Consider the following 26,080-nt stretch of genomic DNA (forward strand, 5'->3'; position numbering starts at 1 on the left):
ATGTCACTTGAAAGCTGGAAACGTCTCGGACTGAACGAGGCCGCATGCACACGGTTCCCGGAAAACGGCATCGGAGAACCGACGCCAATACAGGAGCAGGCAATTCCGCCGCTGCTTGACGGGAAGGACGTATCTGCGGGCTCACAGACGGGAACCGGCAAAACGCTGGCTTATTTGCTTCCGCTGCTGCAGCGCCTCGATTCGGACAGCAAGGCGATCCAAGCGATTATTTTGGCCCCGACTCAGGAGCTTGCCATGCAGATCGTACGGGTGGCGCAGGAATATGGGGAGCCGCTGGGCATCCGGTCGCAGCAGCTGATCGGAGGAGCGGCAATGAAGCGCCAGCTGGAGAAGCTGAAGCTGAATCCGCAGCTGGTCATCGGTACGCCAGGCCGCATTCACGAACTCGTCAAAGGCCGCAAGCTGAAGCTTACCCAAGCAGCCACCGTCGTAGTGGACGAGGCGGATCAGGTATTCGCGCTCGGCTCGACGAGCGAGGTCGAGACGATTCTTTGGGCAACGCCGAAAAACAGGCAGATCGCATTTTTCAGCGCCACTTATCCCGATGTAATGAAGACGCTTGAAAAGCGCTGGATGAAAGATCCCATGCGCATCGATATCCAGCCTGAGCAGCGCGTATCCGATACGATATCCCATTTTTTTGTTGTCTGCGATTGGCGGGACAAGCTGGACACTGCACGCAGGCTGTTAAGGCTGCTGGAGCCAAAATCCGCTCTGCTGTTCATTAACAACACCGATATGATCGCTCAATATGAGGCCAAGCTGGCCTATGAGGGATTTGCGGTTGAGACATTGTACGGCGACGCAGACAAGCAGAAACGCGCTGCGACGCTGGCCCGCTTCCGTGACGGCCGCTGCCAGCTGCTGCTTGCTACCGATGTTGCAGCACGCGGGCTGGATATTCCAGGGCTGCCGCTCGTAGTTAATCTGGAGCCGGCTGCAGACGCGGATCAATATGTGCACCGTTCCGGCCGGACAGGCCGCATGGGCCGGGAAGGCACCGTGCTGACCATTTCCGCTCCGAACGAGAAGTACCTGATCGAGAAATACGAACGGAAGCTGGGCATCGAGCTGGTGGAGCGTGCCATGTACAAAGGAAAGCTGTGGGACCCGGCCGATCTGCCGCGCCAAAAAAACGGCGGCGGACGCCAGGTTGCGCGCACCGCTGCGGCTGGCCGCAGCAGCGAGGTCAAACCAGGCTCCAACGGCAGCGCCAGCCCGGCAAAGCCGGTCCGTTATGCAGCGGAACCTGGCTTGAGCAGCAAACCTTCCGAGACGCGTCAAAGCGATAACCGGCGAGTGTCCGGTCCAAACGGAGAAAAAAAGGCTTCCGTTTCGGTTCAAGGCGCAGCGCCGGCCGCTGCCGGAGCAGGTAACAAATCATCCGCAGTAGCTCCGGCTGGCACATCCGCCAAATCCGCGGCAAAGTCTTCTCAAGCCACGGGCAAGTCTTCCAAATCCCGTCCGGCCAAAGCGGACAAAAATAAGGGAGCCCCAAAATGGCTGAAGGCGAAGCGGGAACAGAAGCCGCCACAAAGCTAAGCGACTGGAGGGAGAACAAGTTGAATCAGGAGCCAATCGGGGATGTTGTGCTGCAGGTGAAAGGACTGACCGGAGGGTATAGTCCGCGCCGTCCCGTGCTGCATGAGCTGGATTTTACCGTGCGGGCAGGAGAAATGATGGGATTGATCGGCTTGAACGGAGCCGGTAAAAGCACAACGGTGAAACATTTGCTCGGCTTAATGACGCCTCATCGCGGCGAGATCATCATTTCCGGCACGACCCTCCAGCAGAATGCGGAAAAATACCGGGGATCGTATGCGTACGTTCCGGAGGTTCCCGTGCTGTTTGAGGAGCTCACCGTAGAGGAGCATTTGAGGCTGACCGCTATGGCATACGGAATCGGGGAGCAGGATTATGCGGAGCGTTCCGAACAGCTGCTGGCTGAATTCCGGATGACCCCGAAAAAAACGGCAAGCGCCGCTCATCTGTCAAAAGGGATGAAGCAAAAAGTCATGCTCATGAACGCCCTGCTGGCGCGCCCGGCTCTTTATATTATCGACGAGCCGTTCCTTGGCCTTGATCCGCTCGGCATCCGCTCGCTTTTGGAGCGTCTGATGCAGGAAAGGAGCCGGGGGGCGGCGATTCTTATGAGCACCCATATTCTGTCTACGGTTGAAGCATACTGCGACCGGTTCATTTTGCTGCACGGAGGCAAAATCCGGGAGATGGGGACGATGGAGCAGGTCAGAACGGCACGGGGGCAGGACGGGGATTCTCTGGAAGAGATTTTCTACCGCGTCGTGGAGGAGAGTGACGCCGATGGAAAAGGAGCTTGAGCAGGAATGGCGCCGGAGAGCCGGCGCCTTTTACCGGAGCTGCATGCCTTATATCGGCGATATGATCCGCAGCGGGCTGCCGCTTGTCATTTTTGCACTGATTATTATTGGCGCCGCTTATTATACGGACTTTATTGCCAATATTCCCGCTGACTTTCCGGCCGCTGCGGTTGGAGCGCTGCTGTTGACTCCCGTCCTCTACTGGAGCCCAATGCGCACATGGCTGAAGCCTGCGGATATTGTGTTTCTAATGCCGCGCGAGGGCGCCATGGGACCTTATACACGCCGCTCCCTGCGGCATACGCTGCCCGGCGGGCTGCTGCTCTCGGCAGCCGTCCTGCTGCTTTACTGGCCGATTCGCGCTCATGTGCCTCAAGACGCGCTGACGGGCTGGTCGCCGGCGCTCTTCCCGGTGCTGGCTGCACTGCTGGCCCTTAAGCTTTTAGCGGGAGCGGCGGCATGGCGGGAGCGTCAAATCGCATGGCCGGCGAGCCGTATGCTGCTTAAAGCAGTTAGGCTGGCGCTCACAGCGTGGCTCATCTATGTATGGCTGACGGCTCATCCGTTAACGGCGCTGCTCATGACGCTGCCCTCGCTTTTTCTCTGGTGGGCGGCTTCACGGCTGCCAGCCCGGCACGGACTTCCGTGGGAACGGCTGATTCAGGAGGAGGAGCGCACCGAAGGGCGTTATATGGGCTTTTTCGGCTGGTTCACCGATGTTCCCTCTCAGCCGTCAAGCGTGCGTTCCCGGCCTTATTTCTCCTGGATTGCCGCCGTGATTCCGCTTCGCCGCCGCAGTACCTATACGTATTTGTACAGCCTCAGCGCGGCTCGTACGGAGCTCGGAGGCATGCTGCTTCGTTTAACGCTGATCGGCATGCTGTGCAGCTATTGGCTTGGAGACTCTGTCTGGCTGGGCGGCTGGGGCGCTGCCGTCTGCACGCTGCTGTTTCTCGTTATCGCCGGCTTGCAGTCGAGCGCGCTTGTATCGTGGCACCGGCATACGGTATGGAGACATGTTTATCCGCTGCCTGAACTGGAGCGTTTGCGTTCGGCGGCGGTTGTCGACCGCTTTGTGCTTGCTGTTATCGCTGTCCTGCTCTGGCTGTCCGGCTGTTTGCCGCTGTTGCTTGACGGCGCCTTGCTTCCTGCTGTCTTAGCTGGAGCAGGCATGCTGGTTTATGTGCTGATGCGGCCCCGCCGCATGCTGCGCAAACAGCTGATGGAGGAAGAGGACGATTAGACAATCGTTTGTTAAGTATAATCGGCCATATAAACCGGCGGCTGGATTGTTCCAGCCGCCGGTTTTTTTGTATTCAGCCGAGCTTATTTGCCATTGTTCTGCGGCTAGTTACGGCATAGCCAAAGCATTTCCATTTTTCGGAATGCTCTGCGAGAGAGTGCGAATGAATTCCATGCGTAATACTCCCGCCCCGATAGGATAAGCCTGGGGCGTGGCGATAGTTTTGGAGACTACTTGGACAACTTTTCGCATGAAAAAAAGCCCTGTTCTTTGCGCTGAGGCAAAGGACAAGGCTTCTGCTGCGGCGACACGCGACGGGCATGGAACAAAAGGCGCCCGTCAGTCTGCCGGTATAATCTTAAAAATTAAGCGTTTTTTATATCGTTGACTGCCTGATAAACGCAGTCGAACAGCTCTTCCAAATTCGCTTCCTCCGTACAAGAGAAGGCGACGCGCAGATCGGTTTCGCCAAGGGCAATCGTGCCTACGCCGTATGCTTCCAGCAGACGCTGGCGGACGGCTTCCGCGCCTGCGCCTTCAAGGCGGAGACACATGAAGTAACCGGAGTTAAACGGATAATAGGTCCAGGCGCCTTGATATCGGCCGCTTTCCAGCAGCGATTTGACGCGGTTGGCACGGCTTTTCATAATGGCATACTTCTCGGCTTTTTGCGTCTCGAACTCAGGATCCTTCAGCGCTTTAAGGATGAAGGTCTGGGAAGGATGCGGGCCGCTGGAAATGGTGGAACGGATAATGCCAAGCGTTTTTTGCTCCAGGGCGGCGAGCACTTCCGGCGATTCGGAGGCGTAGGTAATAAAGCCGACGCGGAAGCCCCACACGTATTCTTCCTTCGTTGCGCCGTCAACTTTGACCGGAAGAATGCGCTCGTGAAGTCCGGCGAGACGTCCGAACAGCGATTCATGAACGGAATCCTCGAAGAAGAGACCGAAGTAGGCGTCATCCGTCACGGCTACGACGAGAATGCCCTCGTTGGCGGCGGCTTCAAGCGCTGCAATGATTTCTTCACATTCCTCGCGTCCTGGCGTGTAACCGGTAGGATTGTTCGGAAAATTAAGAATGACGATGGCTTTGCCTTTGTCGCGTTGAGCGAGCAGCGCTTCGCGCAGTCCGGCTGCATTAAAACGGTTGTCGCTATTGTAGAGCGGGTACTCCACAATTTGAGCTCCGCGGCGAATGCCAAACGTCATCTCGTAGTTCTCCCAGTTTTTGTCTGGAATGATAACGGCGTCGCCGTTGTCCGCAAACAGATCCGCCACGATGCTGAGGCCATGGGTAAGCGCATTGGTCGTAACCGGATTGCCGAAGGATTTGCCGTTAAGCGACGGATTCTCGTGAATCATTTTCTCGCGCCATGCAGTGCGCAGCTCCGGCTTGCCAGCGGGAGGAGCATATTCGTACAGGTCTTTCGGGTCGTACGCGGACAGCGTATCCTGAATCGCCTTGAGATGCATCGGCACCCCGTTTTCCGTAGCGATACCAATGGTAGCGTTGAACTTCTTGGCCTTCGTCTTAGCTTCTGCAGACTGGCTCAGTATGCCTTCCTTCGGAAAATACAGCTGCCGTCCGAGCCCCGACAGCATGGCATAGACATGGGCGTTGCCTTTTTCCAGCGCGGTGTTCAACTGCTGCGCAAGTGAGTTCATGATTCCTCTTCCGTCCTTCCGGGAGCGATGTGTCCGGGCCTTCATAGTGCAGGTCCCGGCGGGCTTTAGTATTCGGCAGTCATTATACCATTTTTTGAGCTCCGGCGGGAGGATAAAAAGCAAACTTTCTCCGTCTTGCCGCAGGCGCCGCTGCTGGGTTATGATGACGAAAATAAATGATATGCACCTAACGGGAGGCTTACATGCTGCACGTACCGCCCTCATCCTTTGTTTTGCTGCCGTCCTTTGCCAAAATTGTCTGCGAACCAGGCTGGAAATGGCCGCGCAGGGACAAGCCGATGGCCAATTACGACCTCTTCTATGTCTGGAGCGGAGAAGGGGAGCTGACGCTTAACAACGACACGTATCCGCTCGAAAAAGGCAGCTGTTTCCTGTTCCGTCCCGGCGACTATACAAGCGCCGTCCACAACCCGCAAAAACCGCTCGTCCTTACGTATATTCATTTTGACGTAGAAGGCGAATCGGGCGAGGTGCCGGAAAGGCATCGCGTTTTGGAGGATACGGTGGAGTTTGAATATCTGCTCTCGCGGTATGTCCGGCTGTTCCTCGTAAAGCTGTTCGCAGCGGAGGAAGAAGCGAGCCTCATTTTGAAGCAGCTCATGATTCATCTGCTGCGGGACGATCTGGAGGCTCCGGTTGAACGCAAGGCGAGCAACCAGCTTACAGAGGCAATTCAGGAAATCGCCAACTTTATCCGGCAAAACCCCGGCATTTCGCACCGTGTCGAGGATTTGGCGGGCCGGGCGGGCCTGTCGCCGCGTTATTTCAGCATCAAGTTTAAAGAGATTATAGGAATCCCCGTTCAGACCTATATGATTCGTACGCGAATCGAACGCGCGCAGCATCTGCTGATGCACGGCGGGATGAATGTAACGGAGGTGGCTGATGCGCTCGGCTACCGGGATATCTTTTTTTTCAGCAGGCAATTCAAGCAATATACGGGCAAAAGCCCATCCGAGATCCGGTAGCCGCCGGATCTTTTTTTTATAAATTGGACGATCCTTGGGAATATTTAGATGAGGTAACGCCTTTTTCCTGTTCGGAATGCAACCAACAGCGAAAAAGAGGCGGTAATTCATCCTACCAGGGGGACTCATGACAACGATGGAATCCTACGTCAAGGCAGCTCGGCAGTTGGCCTTGATTCAAGATACGGCCAGGGGGCGCTCGCCGGGCCGGCAGCGAAAGACGCTTGCAAGACAGCTTCGTTCCATGCAGGAATTTGCGGAACAGCTGCGGCTGGCCAGCTCTCCGGGCTGCGCCCAGCCCGCTGCGGAATGGCTGCTCGATCATGCCGAATTCATTGAGGAGCAGGGGTATCACGCCCAAATGGAGCTGCGTGAAGGTGGTCTCAACAGACTTCCTTGGATTCGCCGCTCCGGACATACGCGCGTTGAGGCGATTTGCGACGGATACCTGGATGCGGCTTCCGGGCAGTACACACTCCAGACATTCCGCGCGTTTATCGATGCGTATCAAGAAGTATCCGTGCTCTCAATGGCGGAAACATGGTCGCTGCCGCTGGCCCTGCGCTGCTGCGTTTTTCGGCGGCTGTCGGAAGTATTCCGCGAAGTGCGTCAGCGCCATGACACCTGCATGAACGTCGAGGGCATGCTGCGAAACGCGATTTTGCCGGGCGGACGGCCCAATGCGGTTACATTAACGGAGGCGCTCGACCGGTCTGGCAGAGATGTTGCGCTGTCTGGGGCAGTCATCGCCCATCTCGTGTCGCGGCTTTCGGAATGGGCGGATGATTCCGAGGAGGTCCGCCGCTGGCTGCTGCTGCGTCTTGATAACGGCAGCGAAAGCCTGGCGAGGCTCAACGCCTACGAAACCCGGCTCCAGGCTTCCTACCAGATGGAGGCGGGCCGGCTGATCGGCAGCCTAAGAGCAGTAGAGCGGACAGCCTGGGAGAGAGAGCTGGAGGCGTTCAGCTTCACCGAGCGTGTTCTGCGGTCGGAGGAAAGCGGCATGTACAGCCAGCTGGACTCTGTCAGCCGGGCGACGCTTCGCTCCGCAGCTGCGCGCCTCGCTGCGCGGCTGGGACTGCCGGAGAAGCTTGTCGCCGAGTATGCGGTCAAGCTGGCCGCAGAGGAGCTGCGTGTTTGGCGGGGCGGCGCTACTGATTCACAGACGGCCGCAGCGCCGCTTCCTCCCCGCTCCGCCTACGCTGCGTTTTATTTGCTGGAACCGGAGGGCAGACATAAGCTGCAGGGCGCGGTAAACAGCGCGGTACGCTCGCGCCGGCTGCCGGAGAGCGGCCTGATGCGCAGGCGGACAGGCGTTTATCTGTCCATGCTCGGTCTGTTTTTCCTTGTGCTGGCCGCAGGTCTGATGTTTGTCGCCGGAAGCGCAGGCGCTGCGCTCCCGTTCTGGGGCTGGGCGCTTGCGGGAGCTTTGCTGCTGCTGCCTGCCTCCGAATGGGCCGTCGCACTGCTGCATGGCCTGATCGGCCGTTCCATGCCGACCCGTCCGCTGCTCCGGTACGACTTTGCATCCGGAGTGCCGGAAGCAGCGGAGACGATGATTGTCATTCCGGTCATCTGGTCGAGCACGGACGAGGTGAGGGAGCTGGCCAAACGTCTGGAGCTGCATTATTTGGCCAATCGGGACGAGCGGTTTCACTTTGCGCTGCTTGGCGACTTCGCGGATGCTGGCGAGCAGGAAACGGATGGCGACCGGGGCCTTGTTGAAGAAGCTATACGGTTAATCCGCAAACTGAACGAAACCTACAGCGGCCAAGGCGGCAGCACGTTTCATCTGCTGCAGCGCGAGCGCGTATGGAACGAGTCCGAAGGCGTCTGGATGGGCTGGGAGCGCAAACGCGGCAAAGTGGTCGAGTTTGCCAGGCTGCTCGGCGGCGAGGGCGGCACGGGCTTCAAACATGCGGAATCGGATCGCTCTGTTTACAGCCGCATCGCCTATGTCATTACGCTGGACGCCGACACGCAGCTGCCGATTGGCAGCGCGCAGCGTATGGTGGGCACGATGCATCTGCCCTATAACGCGCCTCGGCTTAACCGCAGCGGCACAAGAGTCAGCGAAGGTTACGCCGTTTTACAGCCGAGAATCGCCATTAGCGGCGAATCCGCCGCCCGCTCCCGACTGGCGGCGCTATGGGCCGGCAATCCCGGTATCGACCCGTATGCGTTTGCCGTGTCCGATCCTTATCAGGACGGGGTAGGACAAGGTATTTTTACGGGCAAAGGAATCTTTCACGCCGGAGTATTCCGCGAGCTGCTAAGCAGCCGCATTCCCGACAACACAGTGCTTAGCCATGATCTGCTGGAAGGCGGCTTTCTGCGCAGCGGGCTGCTGTCCGACATCGAGCTGGTGGACGGGCATCCCGCTACATTTTACTCTTGGCAGCTGCGGCTGCATCGCTGGGTGCGCGGCGACTGGCAGCTGCTCTGCTGGCTGAAAAAGCAGGTGCGCGACTGCGCAGGAACGCCAAGGCCGGTTGATCTGGGCGCGATAACGCGCTGGCAGATTATCGATAACATGCGGCGGAGCCTTGTTCCGCCGGGCTTGTTTCTGATTGTTCTGCTTTCGCCGGTGCTTCCTGCCGGTACAAGAACGGCGCTGCTTGCGGCCGCGCTGCTTACAGCCGCTCTGCCGGCTCTGCAATCGCTGCTGGCTCCTGTATATATTTTGCGCCATCCCGGCCGCTTCGGAGCGGCGCTGCTGCAATCGCTGCTGACGATTGTCATGCTGCCTCACCAGACGGCGCTCATGATCGACGCGATAGTCCGCACCCTTTACCGCACCGGATTCAGCCGCAAAAATTTGCTGGAATGGACTACCGCCGCAGATGCGGACCGCTCCTCCGGCCGAAGGCTGCTTGCTTTTCACGGAGCGGGCGCGGTTCTGAGCCTGCTGCCGCCGGCCTTGTCGCTTGGCGCAGCAGTGCTCGGCGGCTGGCTAGCCCTTTACATGCTGTTAACCGTAGTGTGGCTGGCCGCGCCGGTTCTGGCTGCTTATTTGAACGGCAAACCGGCGGTTAAGGACGCCGTGCCTACGGCGGAACAGGCGGAAGAGCTGCGGGCGCTTGCGGGCAGCATATGGGCTTATTACGCCGACTATGCCGGCGAGCAGGACAACTGGCTGCCGCCGGACAATGTGCAGCTGGAGCCGGACCGGGGAGCGGCTCACCGCACCTCGCCGACGAACATCGGCTTGATGCTGGCGTGTACGGTTACCGCGAGAGATTTTGGCTTCATCGGCACCGCCGAAATGGTGGAGCGGATGAGTCGGACGATGGACGCGCTGGAGCGGATGGAGCGCTGGAACGGCCATCTTTTCAACTGGTATGAAACGACGACCCTGAATCCTCTGTACCCGCGGTACGTGTCTACTGTCGATTCCGGCAATCTGGTCGCCTATCTCATAGCCGCCCGCCAAGGGGTCATGGAGCATATGGACCAGGAAACCGGGGACGGCTCCAGCTGGCGGGAGGTAGGCTCGAGGCTGCTGGAGCGGCTGGACGCCTTTGTGCGGGAAACGGACTTCCGTCCCTTGTACAACAGCGAGTCCGGGCTGCTGGCGCTTGGTTATCATGCGGATCAGAACAGGCGCGACGATATTTTGTATGATCTGCTTGCTTCCGAAGCCCGGCAGGCAAGCTTTCTGGCGATTGCGCAGGGGCAGCTTCCGGCTTCGCACTGGTTCAAGCTTGGCCGGGGGCTGACCCGCGTCGGGCGGCGTCCGGCGCTGCTTAGCTGGTCCGGCACGATGTTCGAGTACCTAATGCCAGCTTTGCTCATGCGCACGTACAAGGGCTCGCTCTGGGACAGCACTTACCGCGCCGTCGTGGAGAGACAGAAGCAATACGCCAGCGAAAAAGGCGTGCCTTACGGCATATCCGAATCGGGCTATTACGCGTTCGATTACGATATGAACTATCAATATCGCGCTTTTGGCGTGCCGGGGCTTGGCTTTCAGCGCGGCCTCGACAAGGAGCTTGTTCTCGCGCCGTATGCGGCGGTGATGGCGCTGCCTTGGGATCTGGACGAAGGGATGGACAATCTGGAGCTTTACGAGCAGATGGGGGCCAGAGGAAAATACGGCTTTTATGAAGCCGTGGACTACAATCCGTCCCGGATGCCGGACGGCTCCGAATACAGAGTTGTGCGCAGTTTCATGGCGCATCATCAGGGCATGAGCCTGATGACGCTGGGCAATCTGCTGCTTGAGCGCACGATGGTGGACCGCTTCCATGCCGATCCGCGCGTGGAAGCGGCGGAGCTTATTTTGCAGGAGCGGCTGCCGGACAAAGCGGCGGTTATCGCGCCGCAGGCTCTAAAGTCAGGTTCGGCGCGGACCGCTCCTTCAGAGGAAGCGCACCAGGGCCGCGAGTTCAACCATCCTGTTACGCCTTCGCCGGAAGTATGCGTCCTGTCGAACGGCTCGTTTACTTCCGCTGTTACTGCGGCGGGCAGCGGCCTCATCCGCAGCGAAGGCGTGTCGCTTACCCGCTGGAAGGAAGATGCGCTGACAGACAGCTACGGTCCTGCCGTATATATTCGCGATTTGCACGGAGATAAGGTGTGGTCGCCGAGTTTATATCCCGTTGGCGATATGGAGGACGGCGGCGCGCCGTATTTGACCCGGTTCCGGCCGGATAAGGCTGTTTTTCAAAGAGTGGTTAACGGAATTTCAGCGGAAATGGAGCTGTTCGTTGCGCCGGAGCATCCGGCGGAACTCCGTGTCATAACGCTGCGGAACGAGAGCAGTGAAACACGGCTGCTAGAAATAACCACGTATTTAGAGCTGGCGCTGGCGCCGCCATCCGTAGACGATGCGCATCCTGCGTTCAGCAAGCTGTTTGTGCAAACGTCGCATGACGAAGCGAGCGGAGCGCTGCTCGCCTGGAGGCGTCCGCGCTCGCCGGAGGAGAAGCCGCTATGGGCTGTTCATATGCTGCATGCAGGCTCCGAAGCGGTTGGACCGGCGGAGTACGAGACGGACCGGGCCCGGTTTATCGGGCGCGGCTATTCTCTGGCATCGCCGCGATGCGCAGGAGAGCGGCTGAGCGGCTCCACCGGAGCCGTGCTCGACCCGGCATTTGTGATGAGGCGCAAAATCCGCCTTGAGCCCGGAGAGAGGGCTTCGTTGACTGCGGTCAGCGGCATGGCCTCCTCGCGGGGCGAGGCGCTGCAGCTGCTGCGCGAGCTGCTTGCTCCGGGCAAGCGGGAATCCGCTGAAGAAATGGCATGGACGCTGAGCGCGATTGCGATGCGCCAGCATGGCATGAGCGCTGCTGAAGCCGCCTCCATGCAGCAGCTGGCGGGCCGGATTTTATATACGCCGCCGCTGTCCAAGGAGCGGGCTGCGGCTGTGCAGGCCAACCGGCTCGGCCAGCCGGGGCTGTGGGCACTCGGGCTTTCCGGCGATCTGCCAATCGTTCTGATGAGGGTCGGCGACACATCGGACATGGCGTTTGCGCGCCGGGTCATTAACGGACACGGCTATTTGAGAAGGCTGGGCATCGCCTTTGACCTGGTGCTGCTGAACGAGAGCGGCGAAGGATATCAGCAGGAGCTGCAGGATGCGCTGCAGCAGGCAGTTGGTGCCGCAGCCTCCTATCCGCCTTTTACAGTCGGCGGAGGCATGTATCCTATCGCTTCTTCCCGGCTGACAGCGGAGCAGGCGGTGCTGCTCGACACGGCGGCAAGGGTAACGCTGCGGGCTGACGGGCCGAGTCTTGCTGCACAGCTTCGCGTCCGGGCGGAGGAATTGGCGGCTGCCGGCTTGCAGCCGGGAGCACCGCAAACCTTTGCAGCAGGCGATAACATCGAATCGGCATTTCGCGCTGCCGCAGCCGAAATGCCGATTGCCGGCGGATTGCTGGAGGATAAGCTGGAGATGGGTTTAGCGGATGCAACCGACGCAGCTAGGCCTGCACGCAGCCGCAAAAAAACGCCTCTTGCCGTCCTGCCGCTTGAGCCGGAAGCGGAACCGCTGCTCTTTTTCAACGGATGGGGCGGTTTTACGGCGGATACGGGAAATTACGCGGTTCGGCTGAGGCCAGGCGAGCCGCTGGCGGTGCCGTGGAGCAACGTCATGGCAAATCCGAAGTTTGGCACGCTTGTCACGGAACGGGGAACCGGTTATTCCTGGTGGAGCAACAGCCGCGAATTCAAGCTAAGCCCCTGGTCGAACGATCCCGTTCTGGACGCTCCGGGCGAGCTGCTGTTTGTTCGCGATGAGCAAACGGGAACGTATTGGACCGCTTCGCCCGCTCCTTCCGATTCGAGGGAGTTCCGCATCGAGCATGGCAAAGGCTCCAGCCGTTTGTTTACCCGGATGGAGGGGCTGACGCAGCAATCGAGCATCGCCGTCCATCCCGAGGATGCCGTTAAAGTAACGGAGCTTGCGATCCGCAATGACAGCGACCGGGTCCGTACGGTGTCGGCAACTGCCTACATTGCATGGGTGCTGGGCGTCAGCCGCGAAGGCAGCGCGTCGGCTATCGTCTCGGAATGGGATGTTAAAGCGGAGGCGCTCATTGCCCGTAACGCGTATCAGGAAACGTTCCGGGACGCAGCGGCGTTTTTGATGGTTGTCGGTGACGGCCAGGGCGAACGGACAGAAGCGGAATTCACCTGCGACCGCCGCGAGTTCATCGGGCCGGGGCATGGTCCTTATGCGCCGGAAGGAATGGACAAGCGGCTCAGCGGCCGGGACGGAACTGCCTCGGACAGCTGCGCTGCCGTGCGCCGGGTGATGACGCTTCAGCCGGGTGAGGAACGGCGGCTGTACGTTGTGCTTGGAGCGGCCGCGACACCGGCTGAGGCAGCCCAGCTGGCCCGCAAGTACGCTTCGGCTGAAGCATGCGGGTCGGTTCAGCCAGCGGCGGAAAGCCATTGGAAGGAGCTGCTTGGACAAGTCGAGGTAGAAACACCGGATAAAGAGATGAATCTGATGCTGAACGGCTGGCTGCTTTATCAGGCGCTCAGCTGCCGCGTCTGGGCTCGGACCGCCTTTTTCCAGGCGGGCGGAGCCTACGGCTTCCGGGACCAGCTGCAGGATTCTCTGGCGCTGCTTAATGCCCGCCCGGATCTGACGCGGCGCCAGCTGCTGCTGAACGCTTCCCATCAGTACGAGGAAGGCGATGTCCAGCACTGGTGGCATGAAGAGACGCATAAAGGCATCCGGACGAAATACACCGATGATCTGCTCTGGCTCCCTTATGCCTCAGCCCGTTATGCGGTTCATACAGGGGACTGGAACGTATTTTCCGAAAAAGCTCCGTTTATAACGAGCAGCCCTCTGACCGAGGAAGAGCATGAGCGTTATGAAGCGACGGCGCTTTCCGGCAACGAGGGAACGTTATATGAGCACTGCCTCCGCGCCATTGACAAGGGATTGACGTCGGGCAGGCACGGCATCCCGCTAATGGGCATTGGCGACTGGAACGACGGCATGAATTCCATCGGCGACGAAGGCCGGGGCGAAAGCGTTTGGCTGGGATGGTTTCTCTGCGTCGTGCTGGAAAAGTTCGCTCCGGTATGCGACAAGCTCGGCGACGAGGTCAAGGCAGCTCACTTCCGTAAGGAAAGGGAGCGGATTATCGCGGCTCAAAATGAACACGCCTGGGATGGCGAATGGTACCGCCGCGCCTGCACGGACGAGGGGGAATGGATCGGCACAAACTCCGGCAAGGAGTGCCGGATCGACGCCATCGCCCAATCCTGGTCCGTCATTTCCGGCGGAGCTTCACCGGAGCGGGCCCGCAAGGCGATGGGCTCCTTCGACCGGGAGCTGGTTGACCGCAGCCTCATGCTGGCACGGCTGCTCACGCCGCCATTTGATAAAACGGAGCCGAGCCCCGGATATATTCAGGGCTACCCGCCAGGACTGCGGGAGAACGGCGCTCAGTATACGCACGGAGTTATCTGGAGCATCGTGGCCTGGAGCGTGCTTGGCGAAGGAGACAAGGCGGCGGAGCTTTTCCGTCTGCTGAATCCGGTTGAGCATGCCAAGTCGTCCGGCGATGTGCGGCGTTATGGCGGCGAGCCTTACGTCATGGCGGCGGACGTTTATACAACGGATACCTATGGCGGCAAAGCGGGCTGGACTTGGTACACGGGAGCCTCCGGCTGGATGTACCAGGCCGGTCTGGAATGGATTCTCGGCATCCGCCGCGAGGCCGGCGAGCTTGTTGTCCGGCCTTGTATTCCGGCGGACTGGCCGTCTTACTCCGTGCGCTACCGCCATGAAGGAGGCCTTCTGGAGCTTCGCGTATTAAACCCTCACCGGCTTAAGTCAGCCGATGCTGTACCTTGCCTGAACGGGGAAGCACCGGGAGGAAAAGAGGAAATTCGTCTCCCGTTGGCCTCCGACGGAGCGCTACAGCAGTTCACAGTAGTAATGGAGCAGCGCGTTTTAGAGGGAGTGCAAACGTTTATGCATGACCAGTGAACAAATTTTCAAAGGCCAATGAACAACCTTGCAACGCTTTCGGGCGTTTCGAGGTTGTTTTTGCTTGAAAACAAGTCATTTTGTAACTTATTGAATTAGGATTAAACTAATTTGCTTTCAAATTGTAAATCGGATTTTTTTCGTATTTTCATGCATTTCATGCGTGTGACTATTGTCCTAAATAAAGGATTATTCGACACAGTAATATTTTTCTTTACATAACCTTTGATAATAATTTATGATCTCTATGATTTTCGATTTTACTTTGACTGTTATAATGTCGAAGTACGAAATGAAAAAGGGGAGGTCTCATATCATTATGAGATGGAAGCAGCAATGGAACAAACCGACCGCTTCTGTATTGGCGGCTGCTGTGCTGTCGGCGCAGGTGCTGGGCGGGGCTGTACTGTTTACCGGAAAGGCGGAGGCGGCGCCGGATGCGACGATCGATCTTCGGCTTCTGAGTACGACGGACGTACATACAAACGTGTACGGCTGGGATTATTTCAAAAATGCAGCCTCGATTACGGTAGGCCTGGATCGCACAGCCTCAGTGATCGCAAAAGCGCGGGAAGAGAATGCAAACAGCCTGCTGCTTGACAACGGCGACCTGATTCAAGGAACTCCGCTGGGAACGTACATGGCGAAACAATCCGCATTTTCGAAAAATCTCGCCGATCCAAGCGGCATTCATCCGATGATGGCGGTTATGAATTATCTCGGGTACGACGCAGCGACATTTGGCAATCATGAATTCAACTACGGCTTGGAATTTCTGGACCGGACAATCGGGAAAGGCGTATTTAACGGATTGCCGGGAGCCAATTTCCCATATGTAAACGCCAACATCTACAAAGTGGATGGGGACAACGATAAAAGCAATGACCAAAACGCATTTACACCATATGTTCTAATCGATAAAACCGTTAAAGATTCCAACGGGAACGACCAGCAGATTAAAGTTGGCGTGATCGGCCTTGTTACTCCGCAAATCATGGAATGGGACAAGGTTAATCTCGAAGGCAAAGTTTACGCTGAGGATATCAGCATAACGGCGGCAAAATATGCTCCATTGGCGCGCGCTGCAGGCGCTGACGTGGTCATCGCTCTTGCCCACAGCGGATTTGACGCGGCGTCTTCCGAGGGAACAGGCGAGGAAAATGCCATTAACGCCCTGACTAAAGTTGCGGGCATTGATGCGGTAACGTTTTCCCACTCCCACAAGATTTTCCCTGCGGCTTCCGTAGATGCCCTTGACGGCAGCTTCAAGGATCCGGACACGAAGGCTCCTTACGACAACTCAAAAGCCAAAGTGGACAATGCCAACGGACGGATTAACGGCACTCCTGCCGTTCAAGCCGGCTTTGGCGGCAACAACCTTGGCCTGATTGATCTGAAGCTCGTTTCGAACGGAAACGACTGGGTAGTGGACAAAAATGCCTCCAAAGCATCTACACGCCCAATATCCGTGAAAAACGAGAAAGGCGCAAACGTGTCTATAGTTGATCCGGATCCTAAGGTTCAACAGCTCGCTGCAGCAGAACATGCCGCTACGATTGCCTATACGGGACAAAAGCTTGGCGAGACATCCGCGCCGATGAACAGCTTTTTTGGGCTGGTGCAGGACGATCCTACGGTTGAAATCGTAACGGACGCTCAGAAATGGTTCGTAGAAAAAACCGTAGCGGGCACGGTTTATGAAGGACTGCCGATTCTGAGCGTTGGCGCTCCGTTCAAGGCAGGCCGCAACGGCCCGGCAGAATATACGGATATTAAACAAGGCGATTTGACGATTCGCAGCGCCAGCGACCTGTACCTGTATGACAACACGCTGAAAGCAATCAAGGTGAAAGGCTCCGTCGTTAAAGAGTGGCTGGAAATGAGCGCCGGCGCGTTCAATACGATCAGCACCCGCAAAACGACGGCTCAGCCGCTGCTCAACCCTAGCTTTCAGGTGTTTAACTTTGACGTCATCGACGGCGTTAATTACAAGTACGACATAACTAAAGCGCCTAAATACGATCCAAACGGCAAGCTGCTCAACAACGGCTCCAGCCGCGTGACGGAGCTGACTTACAACGGCCAGCCTCTGGATATGGAGCAGGACTTCATCGTTGTCACGAACAACTACCGCCAAAGCGGCGGCGGCAGCTTCCCGGGCGTGAAGGGCTCTCAGCTTGTGGTGGACTCTCAGGAAGAAAACCGCGCCATTCTGATGGATTACATCGTTGCTCAAGGTCAAATCGATCCTTCCGTTGACAACAACTGGTCGCTGAAGCCGATTGAAGCCAACGTTAATGTTACCTTCACTTCAACTCCGAGCGCAGCAGACGTGCTTCCTGCAGGCATCAGCTATACCGGAGTGAATAACGCAGCCGGCTTCGGCGTGTTCAAGCTGGATCGTCTGAAAGTAGAGCAGGAGAAGGCAACCTCCGATGTGGAAGTCCATCTGCTCGGCATCAACGATTTCCACGGGCAGCTGGATACGGAATCGACCGTGAGCGGCAAAACAGCGGGATCGGCGCCTATTTTGGCCGCGTACCTGAAAAAAGCCCGGGCTCAGTACGAGAACAGCCTTCTGTTCCACAACGGCGATTCCGTTGGCGCATCGGCTCCGGTATCTTCGCTCGAGCGCGACAAACCGACGCTGGAATGGATGAACCTGATGCAATTCGATGTCGGCACGCTCGGCAACCATGAATTCGATCAGGGCGTTGACGCGCTGAAAGCTCAGCTTTACGGCGGCGCTGATCCTAAAAATCCGAAAATTGTCCATGGCGGAGTTAATTTTGACTACGTGAACGCCAACGTAATCGATAAAGCTACGAACAAAACGCTTATTGATCCTTACGTCATCAAAGAAGTGGGCGGCGTCAAAATCGGGTTCATCGGTCTGACCACAAAATCTACGCCAAGCAAAGTTGCTCCTTCCGGAACGGCCGGAGTACGTTTCCTCTCTGCGGAAGAAGAAGCGGCGGCAGTTGAGAAATACGCGGCTGAGCTCCAGGCTAAAGGCGTTGAAACGATTATCGTTCTGGCGCATGATCCTGCCAAAACGACGAAGTCGGGCGACAAGGTGACAACGGCGGGAGAAGCAGTTGAGCTTGCCAAAATGCTTCCAGCCGATTCTCCAGTAGACGTTATCGTTGCAGGCGATGATCACGCGTTTGCAAACGATACGATCAACGGCAAACTGATTGTGCAAGCCTATTCCTACGGAACGGCTTATGAAGACATCAAGCTGGTTATCGATCACACGACCGGCGATGTTAAATCCAAATCTGCCGAGGTTATTACGACTTTCCACGAAAACGTGACTCCGGACGCGGATACGATAGCGCTGATCAATAAATACCTGGCTCTGCACCCAGAGCTGACGCAGCCGGTAGGCACAACAGACGGCACGGTTACCCGTACGGACGCTTACAACAACGAAGCTGCACTGGGCAATCTGATTGCGGACGCTATGCGCACAGCGGACTTCGGCGATGGAAAAGGCACGGCTGATTTTGCCTTTATGAATCCGGGCGGCATCCGCGCCGATCTGCCAAAAGGAAATGTGAAATTCGGCGATTTGGCGAAGGTCCAACCGTTTGGCAATACGCTCGTGAAGCTGACCTTGACCGGCAAACAGGTTAAAACCTTGCTTGAACAGCAGTGGGGGATGAAAGACGGCAAAGCGGATATCAAAACGCTGCAAATTTCCGGCTTGAAGTACACTGCTCATATGTATAAGCCTGTCGCGGAGCGCGTTGCAAATCTGACGCTTACCAACGGCACGCCAATTGAGGACACCAAAGAATACACGGCTGTAGTGAACAACTTCATGGCGGCTGGCGGCGACAACTACAAGGTGCTGCTTGATGCCAAAAACTCGATTGCAGGCCCGATCGATCTGGATGTGTTCTACGACTATGTGGTAGATACGTTCAAAGGCGGTTCAATTACGGCGAAGGTTGAAGGTCGTATTACAAATCTGACGGAGGCTCCTGCAGCGTCGCCGACGCCAGCACCAACTGCAACGCCAACACCTTGGAATCCGACGCCGGCTCCAACGGCAACTCCATCGGCAACGCCGGCGCCTACAGTGACGCCAGCACCGACGGTTACGCCGGCTCCAACTGCAACGCCGAGCCCTGCTCCGGTATTCACGGACATCGCGAAGCTGGCCTGGGCGAAGGCTGCTATTGAAGAGCTGACGGCTAAAGGAATCATTAAAGGCATGGCGGACGGCAAGTTTGCTCCTTACGAGGAAGTAACCCGCGCTCAATTTGTCACGATGATTGTCCGCGCGCTTGAACTGAATGATCCGGCAGCTGCGTCTTCCTTCAAGGACGTGAAAGCTGGCGCCTGGTATGAGGATGCCATCGCTAACGCGGTTAAAGCAGGCCTTGTCAAAGGCAGCGGCAACGGCAAATTCGAACCAAACCGAGACATTTCCCGTGAGGAAATGGCAGTGCTGATGGCTAATGTTCTGAAATATCTCGACAAGCTGCAAACAGTCGACACGAACAAGGAGCTCAGCAAATTCGAGGACAAATCAAAAATTGCTGCCTATGCCAAAGAAGCGGTCGCTCAACTTGTGCTCGCAGGCATTTTGAATGGCATGGACGCTGATTCCTTCGGACCGAAGGAGCTCGCGACACGCGCGCAAGCTGCGGTAATTATTCAACGTATGCTGGCTCAAACAGCTTAAGCTGCCCGCACTCAACAAGCTCCGTTCCCGTTATCGGGAGCGGAGCTTTTTTTCATGGTCAGCACGTTTACGATTCGGTTGAGGAATCAGTTCCTGCATTTTCAGGCATTGGCGCATAACGGCGCATGAGGCTTGCCGTTTCATGATCAAAAGGACAGCCTCTATGCTCCAGCTTTCCGGCGAGATCCTCGCGCTCATCCTGTTTCAGATTTTGGCCGAATTTGAATTTGGCGCTAATCTCTGACACAGTGAGGCGCACCACAGCAACTCCCTTCACGTTGCCTCTATATTTCTCGTCATTGGCTGTAATCGGCAGATGTCCGCCCTCGGGCTGCAGCTTGACCATCATCGCTTGCAGCGCAGCTGCTTTTTCGGTCGGGTCCTCAACCAGAGCGGCTGTTCCGCGCAGCAGCACCGATTTAAAAAAGGCGGTTGCCGGACAGGCCAGCTCGGGGTCGGTGTAGTAGGAAGGAATAAGCGCGAATTCTCGGGCGACACAAAAGGACACCTCCTGATTCGCTTTCAGACTTTTAATTTTTTCACCTGCGCGGCTCCCATGAAAGTAGATGTGACCGTTCTCGTAAACAAAATTGAGCGGCGTAATGCCTGGTGTGCCGTCCGGGCGGACGGAGGCAAGAAAGCCGAAGCTCATTTCCTTTAAAAACTGCTGCAGCTCGGCGTCGTCGCTGCTTATATCAAATTCCATTCTTCTCATGCCGGCTTCCCCCTTGTTAAGCGATAACTTCACTAGTAATGTGCTTAAATCTATAGGATAATTGGATATCAAGAAAGATCCAGTTTTATTTGATTTCATTAAGCCACTTTATATCATCTGTCAAAAAATGAACTCAAGCCTGGAGGTGCGCTCCATGGAGATCCGCCTGTCCTTTGAGCGGTATTTGCAGCAGGGGAAAGGAAAAAAGGAAGCGTTATACGAATCGCTCAAAGAGCTGATTTTAAACGGAAGGCTTCAGAGTGGAGAGAGGCTGCCAAGCTCGCGTAAGCTATCCGAGTTGTATGGACTGTCCCGAGGGACAGTCAGCGCCGTTTATGACATGCTTTATGCGGAAGGTTACGTGAAGGGGGAGCATGGCAGCGGAACGTTTATTTCATATTTTCGGGCTGGTACTGGCTCCGTCTATGACGGAGGGCAAAGCAACGGGAAGACGTCTCCACAGTCACTCCCGGCCGAGCCGCCAGCGGCGATGAGCAGCTGGTACCGCCGCCTGGAAGCTGCGTCCGTGCCAAGAGCCGCCAGGTTCGCAGCGGTTTCGTCCTCTCCTGTCCCCCCGTCCGCAGCTGCCTCGGAACGGTTTTGCGCAGCCGGATCCGCCTCGTTTTCTCACTCTGCAGCCGATACGGATAACGCTATGATCGGAACGCTTCAGCCGCCGCCCGTGCAGCTTTTCGCCTCCGGCCAGACCGACTTCCGCCTTTTTCCGACCAAGGAGTGGAAGCAGTCGCTACATGCCTCCGTCAGGGAGCTGTTGGAGCGGCCGCTGGAGGACGGTTACAGGGAGTTGCCAGCTGCGGGCAGCCTGCGCCTGCGCGAAGCGATTTCCGCCATGCTGTCCAGGGAGCGCGGCATAACGGCAGCAGCGGAGCAGATCGTTGTGACGGGCGGCTCCAAACAAGGGCTGGCGCTCATGCTGCAGCTGCTGGCAGATGAGAGGAGCTGCGTTGTCGTAGAAAACCCTGGTTATTCCGGCACCCGCGAAGCGGCCGCCGTAACGGGCGCTTCCATCCTTTATGCCGAAGTGGACGAAAGAGGCATCATGCCGTCCGATTGGGAGGCTGCTTTGGCAGCTGTAACGCCGAATCGGCAGTTCCCGACGGGAGCAGTGCTCCCGGCGTCCCGCCGCTCGGAGCTGCTCGACTGGGCTGCTAGACGCGGGGCCATTTTGCTGGAGGACGATTATGACGGCGAATTCCGCTATACGGGGCGGCCCGGGGAGCCGCTCAAGTCGATGGACCGGAGCGGGAGAGTCGTTTATCTCGGCAGCTTCTCAAGAACGATGTACAGCGGGCTGCGTATCGGGTACGCGATAGCTCCAGACTGGCTCGTGCCGAAGCTGCTCCGCGCCAAAACATTTTACGAGCCGTATGCTTCAGGACAGCTGGAGCAGCTGGCGCTGGCTCGGTTTTTGCAGGAAGGCCGGTACGCGCGCCATTTGGGAAGAGTTCGCAGACAATATCGGAAAAGGCTCGCCGCCCTTCATCGGGGGCTGGAGAAGTTGCCCGGCAAGCCGTTTCGCTGGCGACCCGCGCATGCCGGGCTGCATCAATATGCGGAATGGACCGGTTCGGAAGAGAGTTATGTCAGAACGCTGGAGACGGCTCGGCGGTATGGCGTCGCCTGGAGCGACGGAAGGAAGTACCGGGTTGATACAAATGGAGCTGCATCATCGACCCCGGGGGCGTTGTTCGGCTTTGCCCATTTAACGGAGCAGGAAATTGAACAAGGCATGAAGCGGCTGGCGGAGGCCGTCACGGCAGCGGCAGCGGGCTGAGCCCGACAGCGAGGTCTTCTCCCAAAGCGGATGGGTCGATCGCGTCAAAATTGGATGGTGTGCGCTGCGGATATTATCATTATAATGGCCTCATAAAGAGGGGGGATCCGGGATGGGCTCGATAATTTTAGTATTGATCGTAATACTGGCCGGCGCTGCGGCGACCTTCATGATTGGACAATCCAAGAGCAATCGGCAGACCGATTCGGGATATATGGAACAAACAGGGAAAAAATGGGCCAGGCTGAGCTGGATTTATATCGCCGGCATGCTGCTTGTAGCCGCAATCCTCTTGTTCGTTGATTAATTACGGATAAAATAAACCGCAGCACGTTTAACCGCCTTCTCCCAGAAGGCGGTTAAACGTGTTTCAACGGCTCGGCTGTTTTGAAGTCACTCATCCGCTTCCGCCCGGTCAACCGCTTGCCTAAGCGCAGCAATGCCGCGGTCGATGTCGGCAGCATCCGCGCGGCCGTAAGTCAATCGTACACAGCCCGACTCCGAGCCGTGAACACTTCCTGGCACGTAAACAAAACCAGCCCGAATCGACTGCTCCAGCAGCTGGCTTTCGCTGAAAGAAGCACGGATGGAGCACCAAAGATGCATACCGCCCTCAGGAATCCAGAACCTTGCGCGGTCATTAAACTTATGGCGCAAGGCGTCAACCGTCAGATCCCGCTTGAATTGCAGCCCGATCCGGAGCCGCTCCAGATGCGGCTCAAACCCAGCGGAGTCCAGAAAAGTCGCTACAACCTGCTGCGGAATGACGCTTAAGCCAAAATCCATCTGCTGCCTTGCATCCGCCAGCTGTTCCACAATAGAGCGGGGCGCGACCATCCAGCCGATGCGCAGGCCGGAAGCGGCTATTTTGGAAAAGGAGCCGATATAAATGACCGATCCGGCCTTGTCCATCGCTTTGAGCGGAGCAGGCGGAACGCCGTTGAATGCGGTCAAGCTGTAGGGATCGTCCTCCACAATCGGAAGCGCCAGCTCGCTGGCAAGATCCATCAGCTGAATCCGCCGCTCGTTTGAGAGCAAAGCGCCGGTCGGATTTTGAAAATTCGGATTGAGAAAAACCATTTTAATGCGATGTTTTTTATGCAGCAGCCGGATGTCCCCGGGATTAACTCCGTGACGGTCGACGGGCAGCCGAAACACGCGCAGGCCCGCTGTCCTGAACATAGGGAGCGAGTAACAATAGGAAGGGTCCTCGATGGCGACGGCATCCCCCGGAGACAGCAGGCAGCGAAGGATCAGATAGAGCGATTGCTGCGAACCCGATGTAATGATGATAGACGTATCCGTCGTATGAATGCCAAGTCGCTGGAGATAACGGACAAGCGCCTCGCGCAAAGGCGGATAACCTTGGGGATTGTCATAACCCAAGTAGGATAGCGTGCTGCTCCGGCTCATGATGTCGACGATTTCGCGTGTCGGCATGAGATCGGCGGACAGCTCGCCGCTGGCCATATCGATAAGACCGGGGATTTGCTGGAGAGCCTCGCGCACCTTTCGAAACATCGCCGGATTGCGAACAAAGCTGCTGTCGTCGGCAAAACGGCCCCAATCCGGCGAATGCCGGCGGATCGCTCCTTCCTCCGGGCGGCTAACCATTGTCCCGCTGCCGCTGCGGCTTTCGATCAGCCCCAGCGAGCGCAGCTCGGCAAAAGCGAGCACGACTGTGCTGCGGTTGACGCCGAACTGCTCCGCCAGCCTTCTCTCGGATGGGAGCAGGCTGCCCGGCGGGAATTCGCCCACCCGGATCCGCTGCTCCAGATGCTCGGCAATTTGCTCGTATAACGTTTTATCGCTTGCGCGGTCAGGCATCCACAAGAAGCTCACCTTTTTCTGATGCTGTTCTGATGAAAATAAAGGCAATAAACAGGTCTGTTTTATCATAGCATACCGCTTCAGAACAAAAAATTGGAGGGATGCGGATGCCGGATGAGAAAGAGACTAAGGAATCGAAGGTAGAAGGGATCAAAAAGCAAAGCAACCAGCTTCGCGGCACGATTAAGGGAGAGCTTCAGTAGGAAACGCCGCGTTTTTCCGAAGAGAACGTTCAGGTGCTGCTGGCGCTATCCGACCGGTTGAGCGCCAAAACGAACGCTTATCACGAGATATGGGTAGATGGGGAAGCGGTGGACCTGGAGAATGGACAAGCCGAGGAGCCGCTGTACGCAGCAAAATATAATTTTAAGCGGACTTGCGGACGGGCTGCGTCATGCTGTTGAGCAGGAGCTGCGTCCGGTGCTCGCCGCATTTGCCGCCAGCCGCGCAGAGGGTGAAGATTTTGGCACGTATTGGCGGAGAGCAGGGCGGTCCACACTGCTGGATGGGTAGAGCCATCCAGCCGGTTAATGCCCGGAGCAGAGCGGCGACCGGCTGGACGCACAAAACAAGCCTTGAACCGGCGGTGGCGCCGGTTCAAGGCTTGTTGATTTCAGAACGCTCATTCCCTAGCGGACAAAACGGCCCAGCGTTTCGCCCATGCGGACTTTCAGCCCGACGGCCAGATCGTCGCGGGGGATAAAGCTGCCGTCCTGGAATAGAAGCACAACGGTAGAACCGAATTCAAAATAAGCGAGCTCGTCGCCCTTTGCTGCCTGATCCCGCTGCGGCTCCACATATCGGATGCTGCTGACGTTCAGAGCGCCGACTTTAACGATCGCCAGCTCGGAGGAGCCGTGCGACATGTAAGTTACCAGCCGTTCATTGCGGCTCAGCACACGTTTCATACGCGTTAAGCCAAATTCATTAACCGGATATACACGTCCGGGCAGATGCTCCCGCTCAATTATCGTGCCGTCCACAGGGACGTGAATGCGATGATAATCGGTTGGGCTGAGATAGAGAACGGCATAATAACCGTTCAGATAATTGCCAGTGCGCGGGGAGCCGCTCAGCAGCTCTTCCACCGTATAATCCTGGCCTTTAATGCCAAGCATCGTGCCTTCTTGAATATAACCCGCTCCGGTAATAAGCGCGTCCACCGGGCTCGCCGCCGTATCGGGGCCGGCGTCTACGATTCGCATGCCGGGCTTCAAGCGCCGGGTGAAAAAATCGTTAAGCGTGGCATATTCGTGAAGAGCCTTTTCGGCCTCTTCCGTACGAATTCCGTACGTTCGGGCAAAACGGGGGATGAAGCCCCGGCTGGCTCGGGATTTGGCCAATGAGCCCGTCAAGCGGGACAGCCATTTGCGAGAGCCAAGCTCCGTCATATTTCGGAATAACCAGGTCCACATGCCTCCGAAGTCACGTCCTTTCGCGGCCGCGCCGCTGCCTGATTCCAGCAGCGTTCCCTGCTGGGATAGGCCATCCCGACTAGTTTGCCACATTTAAGAGCAAGAATCAATTCCGGTCTATCGCCATCGTCTCCAAGCCTGGATGAGGCAGGACAACAGCAGCAATGCGGCGCACAGCCAAGCGGCTGTCACGGCCGCTTCCGGAATTCCGGCCTTCATGGCAACGCCGCTGAGAGCCCATGCTCCGGGCAAGCCGATAAAAGGCTCCCGGTATACGGTTCCTACCGCAATACCAACTGCTGCCGCCACGGCAATTCCGATCAGCAGCCAAGCGCGGTCTCCCCAGCCGAATCCGTCCCAGCCGAGATCGTAGAGGTATACCGTGATATTTACGAGCGTTGCTACTGTTATCCAGCCTAAATACAGACTAAACGGCAGCTGCACGAGCAAAGTTTCGCCCGCAGATGCACCGGTTCCCCGGTTCTGCTGGACGCGGCTGTATATAACGATTAGCACTGCAAGCAAAGCTAGCATGACCAGAACGCTTAGAGCCAAAAGCTCATAATGCCAAACGGCAATCCAGGCGGAATTAAGCAGCGCGCTGGAGGCAAACAGCAGGCCGATCCGGCCCGCAGACGGATTGACCGCCCCGGCGCGCGTCCAACCATAGATGATATACCCTGCCAGCAAAATGTAAATGACGCTCCAAATCGAAAAAACATAGCCTGGAGGCGTTAGCAGTACGGGATAACGATCCGACAGCTCACCCGTTGTTTTGCCTGCCAGAGGCAGGAACTGGGCTAACGCATTCATGGCGATCATAACTATAAAACCAACGGTATTGATCATTGGAAGCCACGCTGGAGCTGCGGTCATGCCGTTTCTATTTGCTTGCATAGAGTCTCCTCCTTCAGGAGC

Annotated in this window: 14 protein-coding genes; 9 read left to right on the plus strand and 5 right to left on the minus strand. The window is 57.2% G+C overall.

Annotation, left to right across the window (positions count from 1 at the left end):
• Genes M3223_RS05650 through M3223_RS05660 form a run of 3 tightly spaced genes read left to right on the plus strand, consistent with a single transcriptional unit; the run spans nucleotide 1 to nucleotide 3,603 of the window.
• The gene (locus M3223_RS05650) at nucleotides 1–1,563 is read left to right on the plus strand and encodes a DEAD/DEAH box helicase (RefSeq protein ID WP_251559925.1); all 1,563 of its coding nucleotides are present in this window, start codon (nucleotides 1–3) and stop codon (nucleotides 1,561–1,563) included.
• Nucleotides 1,521–2,360 (plus strand): ABC transporter ATP-binding protein, encoded by an 840-nt coding sequence (locus M3223_RS05655; protein WP_251559927.1) that lies wholly within the window; start codon nucleotides 1,521–1,523, stop codon nucleotides 2,358–2,360. The genes M3223_RS05650 and M3223_RS05655 overlap by 43 nt, the downstream gene beginning before the upstream one ends.
• Nucleotides 2,344–3,603 (plus strand): ABC transporter permease, encoded by a 1,260-nt coding sequence (locus tag M3223_RS05660; protein WP_251559929.1) that lies wholly within the window; start codon nucleotides 2,344–2,346, stop codon nucleotides 3,601–3,603. The genes M3223_RS05655 and M3223_RS05660 overlap by 17 nt, the downstream gene beginning before the upstream one ends.
• A 365-nt stretch (nucleotides 3,604–3,968) precedes the next feature.
• On the opposite strand, the gene M3223_RS05665 is transcribed toward M3223_RS05660, so the two are convergent.
• Nucleotides 3,969–5,267, minus strand: a complete 1,299-nt coding sequence (locus tag M3223_RS05665) for an aminotransferase class I/II-fold pyridoxal phosphate-dependent enzyme (protein ID WP_251559931.1) — start codon at nucleotides 5,265–5,267, stop codon at nucleotides 3,969–3,971.
• Between the two features lie 203 nt (nucleotides 5,268–5,470).
• Here M3223_RS05665 and M3223_RS05670 point away from each other — a divergent pair, with 203 nt between their 5' ends.
• The 3 genes from M3223_RS05670 (at nucleotide 5,471) to M3223_RS05680 (ending at nucleotide 19,407) form a co-directional block, all read left to right on the plus strand.
• Nucleotides 5,471–6,256, plus strand: coding sequence for a helix-turn-helix domain-containing protein (locus tag M3223_RS05670; RefSeq protein ID WP_251559933.1), 786 nt, complete (start codon nucleotides 5,471–5,473; stop codon nucleotides 6,254–6,256).
• Between the two features lie 127 nt (nucleotides 6,257–6,383).
• On the plus strand, nucleotides 6,384–14,711 hold the full coding sequence (locus M3223_RS05675) for a GH36-type glycosyl hydrolase domain-containing protein (RefSeq protein WP_251559935.1): 8,328 nt from the start codon (nucleotides 6,384–6,386) through the stop codon (nucleotides 14,709–14,711).
• Nucleotides 14,712–15,030: 319 nt separating this feature from the next.
• On the plus strand, nucleotides 15,031–19,407 hold the full coding sequence (locus M3223_RS05680; protein WP_251559937.1) for a bifunctional 2',3'-cyclic-nucleotide 2'-phosphodiesterase/3'-nucleotidase: 4,377 nt from the start codon (nucleotides 15,031–15,033) through the stop codon (nucleotides 19,405–19,407).
• 67 nt (nucleotides 19,408–19,474) lie between these two features.
• Here M3223_RS05680 and M3223_RS05685 read toward each other — a convergent pair whose 3' ends face one another.
• The gene (locus M3223_RS05685) at nucleotides 19,475–20,122 is read right to left on the minus strand and encodes a pyridoxamine 5'-phosphate oxidase family protein (protein ID WP_251559939.1); all 648 of its coding nucleotides are present in this window, start codon (nucleotides 20,120–20,122) and stop codon (nucleotides 19,475–19,477) included.
• 154 nt (nucleotides 20,123–20,276) lie between these two features.
• On the opposite strand from M3223_RS05685, the gene M3223_RS05690 reads away from it, so the two are divergent.
• Both M3223_RS05690 and M3223_RS05695 read left to right on the plus strand, forming a co-directional pair.
• Nucleotides 20,277–21,917, plus strand: a complete 1,641-nt coding sequence (locus M3223_RS05690) for a PLP-dependent aminotransferase family protein (protein WP_251559941.1) — start codon at nucleotides 20,277–20,279, stop codon at nucleotides 21,915–21,917.
• 112 nt (nucleotides 21,918–22,029) lie between these two features.
• Nucleotides 22,030–22,224, plus strand: coding sequence for a hypothetical protein (locus M3223_RS05695; RefSeq protein WP_251559943.1), 195 nt, complete (start codon nucleotides 22,030–22,032; stop codon nucleotides 22,222–22,224).
• Nucleotides 22,225–22,310: 86 nt separating this feature from the next.
• On the opposite strand, the gene M3223_RS05700 is transcribed toward M3223_RS05695, so the two are convergent.
• Complete coding sequence (locus tag M3223_RS05700) at nucleotides 22,311–23,750, minus strand: PLP-dependent aminotransferase family protein (protein WP_251559945.1); 1,440 nt, start codon at nucleotides 23,748–23,750, stop codon at nucleotides 22,311–22,313.
• A gap of 321 nt (nucleotides 23,751–24,071) precedes the next feature.
• Here M3223_RS05700 and M3223_RS05705 point away from each other — a divergent pair, with 321 nt between their 5' ends.
• Nucleotides 24,072–24,260, plus strand: a complete 189-nt coding sequence (locus M3223_RS05705; protein WP_251559948.1) for a hypothetical protein — start codon at nucleotides 24,072–24,074, stop codon at nucleotides 24,258–24,260.
• 116 nt (nucleotides 24,261–24,376) lie between these two features.
• Here M3223_RS05705 and asd read toward each other — a convergent pair whose 3' ends face one another.
• The gene (gene asd, locus M3223_RS05710) at nucleotides 24,377–25,162 is read right to left on the minus strand and encodes an archaetidylserine decarboxylase (protein WP_251560989.1); all 786 of its coding nucleotides are present in this window, start codon (nucleotides 25,160–25,162) and stop codon (nucleotides 24,377–24,379) included.
• 117 nt (nucleotides 25,163–25,279) lie between these two features.
• Complete coding sequence (locus tag M3223_RS05715) at nucleotides 25,280–26,059, minus strand: tryptophan-rich sensory protein (RefSeq protein WP_251559951.1); 780 nt, start codon at nucleotides 26,057–26,059, stop codon at nucleotides 25,280–25,282.
• Nucleotides 26,060–26,080: the final 21 nt, after the last annotated feature.

This window comes from Paenibacillus pasadenensis, assembly GCF_023715725.1.
Classification (GTDB): Bacteria; Bacillota; Bacilli; order Paenibacillales; family Paenibacillaceae; genus Paenibacillus_O; species Paenibacillus_O pasadenensis_A.

Bases quoted from the DNA above. Each gene is read 5' to 3' on its own strand.
- M3223_RS05650 (WP_251559925.1), top strand. From the start codon at position 1: ATGTCACTTGAAAGCTGGAAACGTCTCGGACTGAACGAGGCCGCATGC.
- M3223_RS05655 (WP_251559927.1), top strand. From the start codon at position 1,521: ATGGCTGAAGGCGAAGCGGGAACAGAAGCCGCCACAAAGCTAAGCGAC.
- M3223_RS05660 (WP_251559929.1), top strand. From the start codon at position 2,344: ATGGAAAAGGAGCTTGAGCAGGAATGGCGCCGGAGAGCCGGCGCCTTT.
- M3223_RS05665 (WP_251559931.1), bottom strand. From the start codon at position 5,267: ATGAACTCACTTGCGCAGCAGTTGAACACCGCGCTGGAAAAAGGCAAC.
- M3223_RS05670 (WP_251559933.1), top strand. From the start codon at position 5,471: ATGCTGCACGTACCGCCCTCATCCTTTGTTTTGCTGCCGTCCTTTGCC.
- M3223_RS05675 (WP_251559935.1), top strand. From the start codon at position 6,384: ATGACAACGATGGAATCCTACGTCAAGGCAGCTCGGCAGTTGGCCTTG.
- M3223_RS05680 (WP_251559937.1), top strand. From the start codon at position 15,031: ATGAGATGGAAGCAGCAATGGAACAAACCGACCGCTTCTGTATTGGCG.
- M3223_RS05685 (WP_251559939.1), bottom strand. From the start codon at position 20,122: ATGAGAAGAATGGAATTTGATATAAGCAGCGACGACGCCGAGCTGCAG.
- M3223_RS05690 (WP_251559941.1), top strand. From the start codon at position 20,277: ATGGAGATCCGCCTGTCCTTTGAGCGGTATTTGCAGCAGGGGAAAGGA.
- M3223_RS05695 (WP_251559943.1), top strand. From the start codon at position 22,030: ATGGGCTCGATAATTTTAGTATTGATCGTAATACTGGCCGGCGCTGCG.
- M3223_RS05705 (WP_251559948.1), top strand. From the start codon at position 24,072: ATGGACAAGCCGAGGAGCCGCTGTACGCAGCAAAATATAATTTTAAGC.
- asd (WP_251560989.1), bottom strand. From the start codon at position 25,162: ATGTGGACCTGGTTATTCCGAAATATGACGGAGCTTGGCTCTCGCAAA.
- M3223_RS05715 (WP_251559951.1), bottom strand. From the start codon at position 26,059: ATGCAAGCAAATAGAAACGGCATGACCGCAGCTCCAGCGTGGCTTCCA.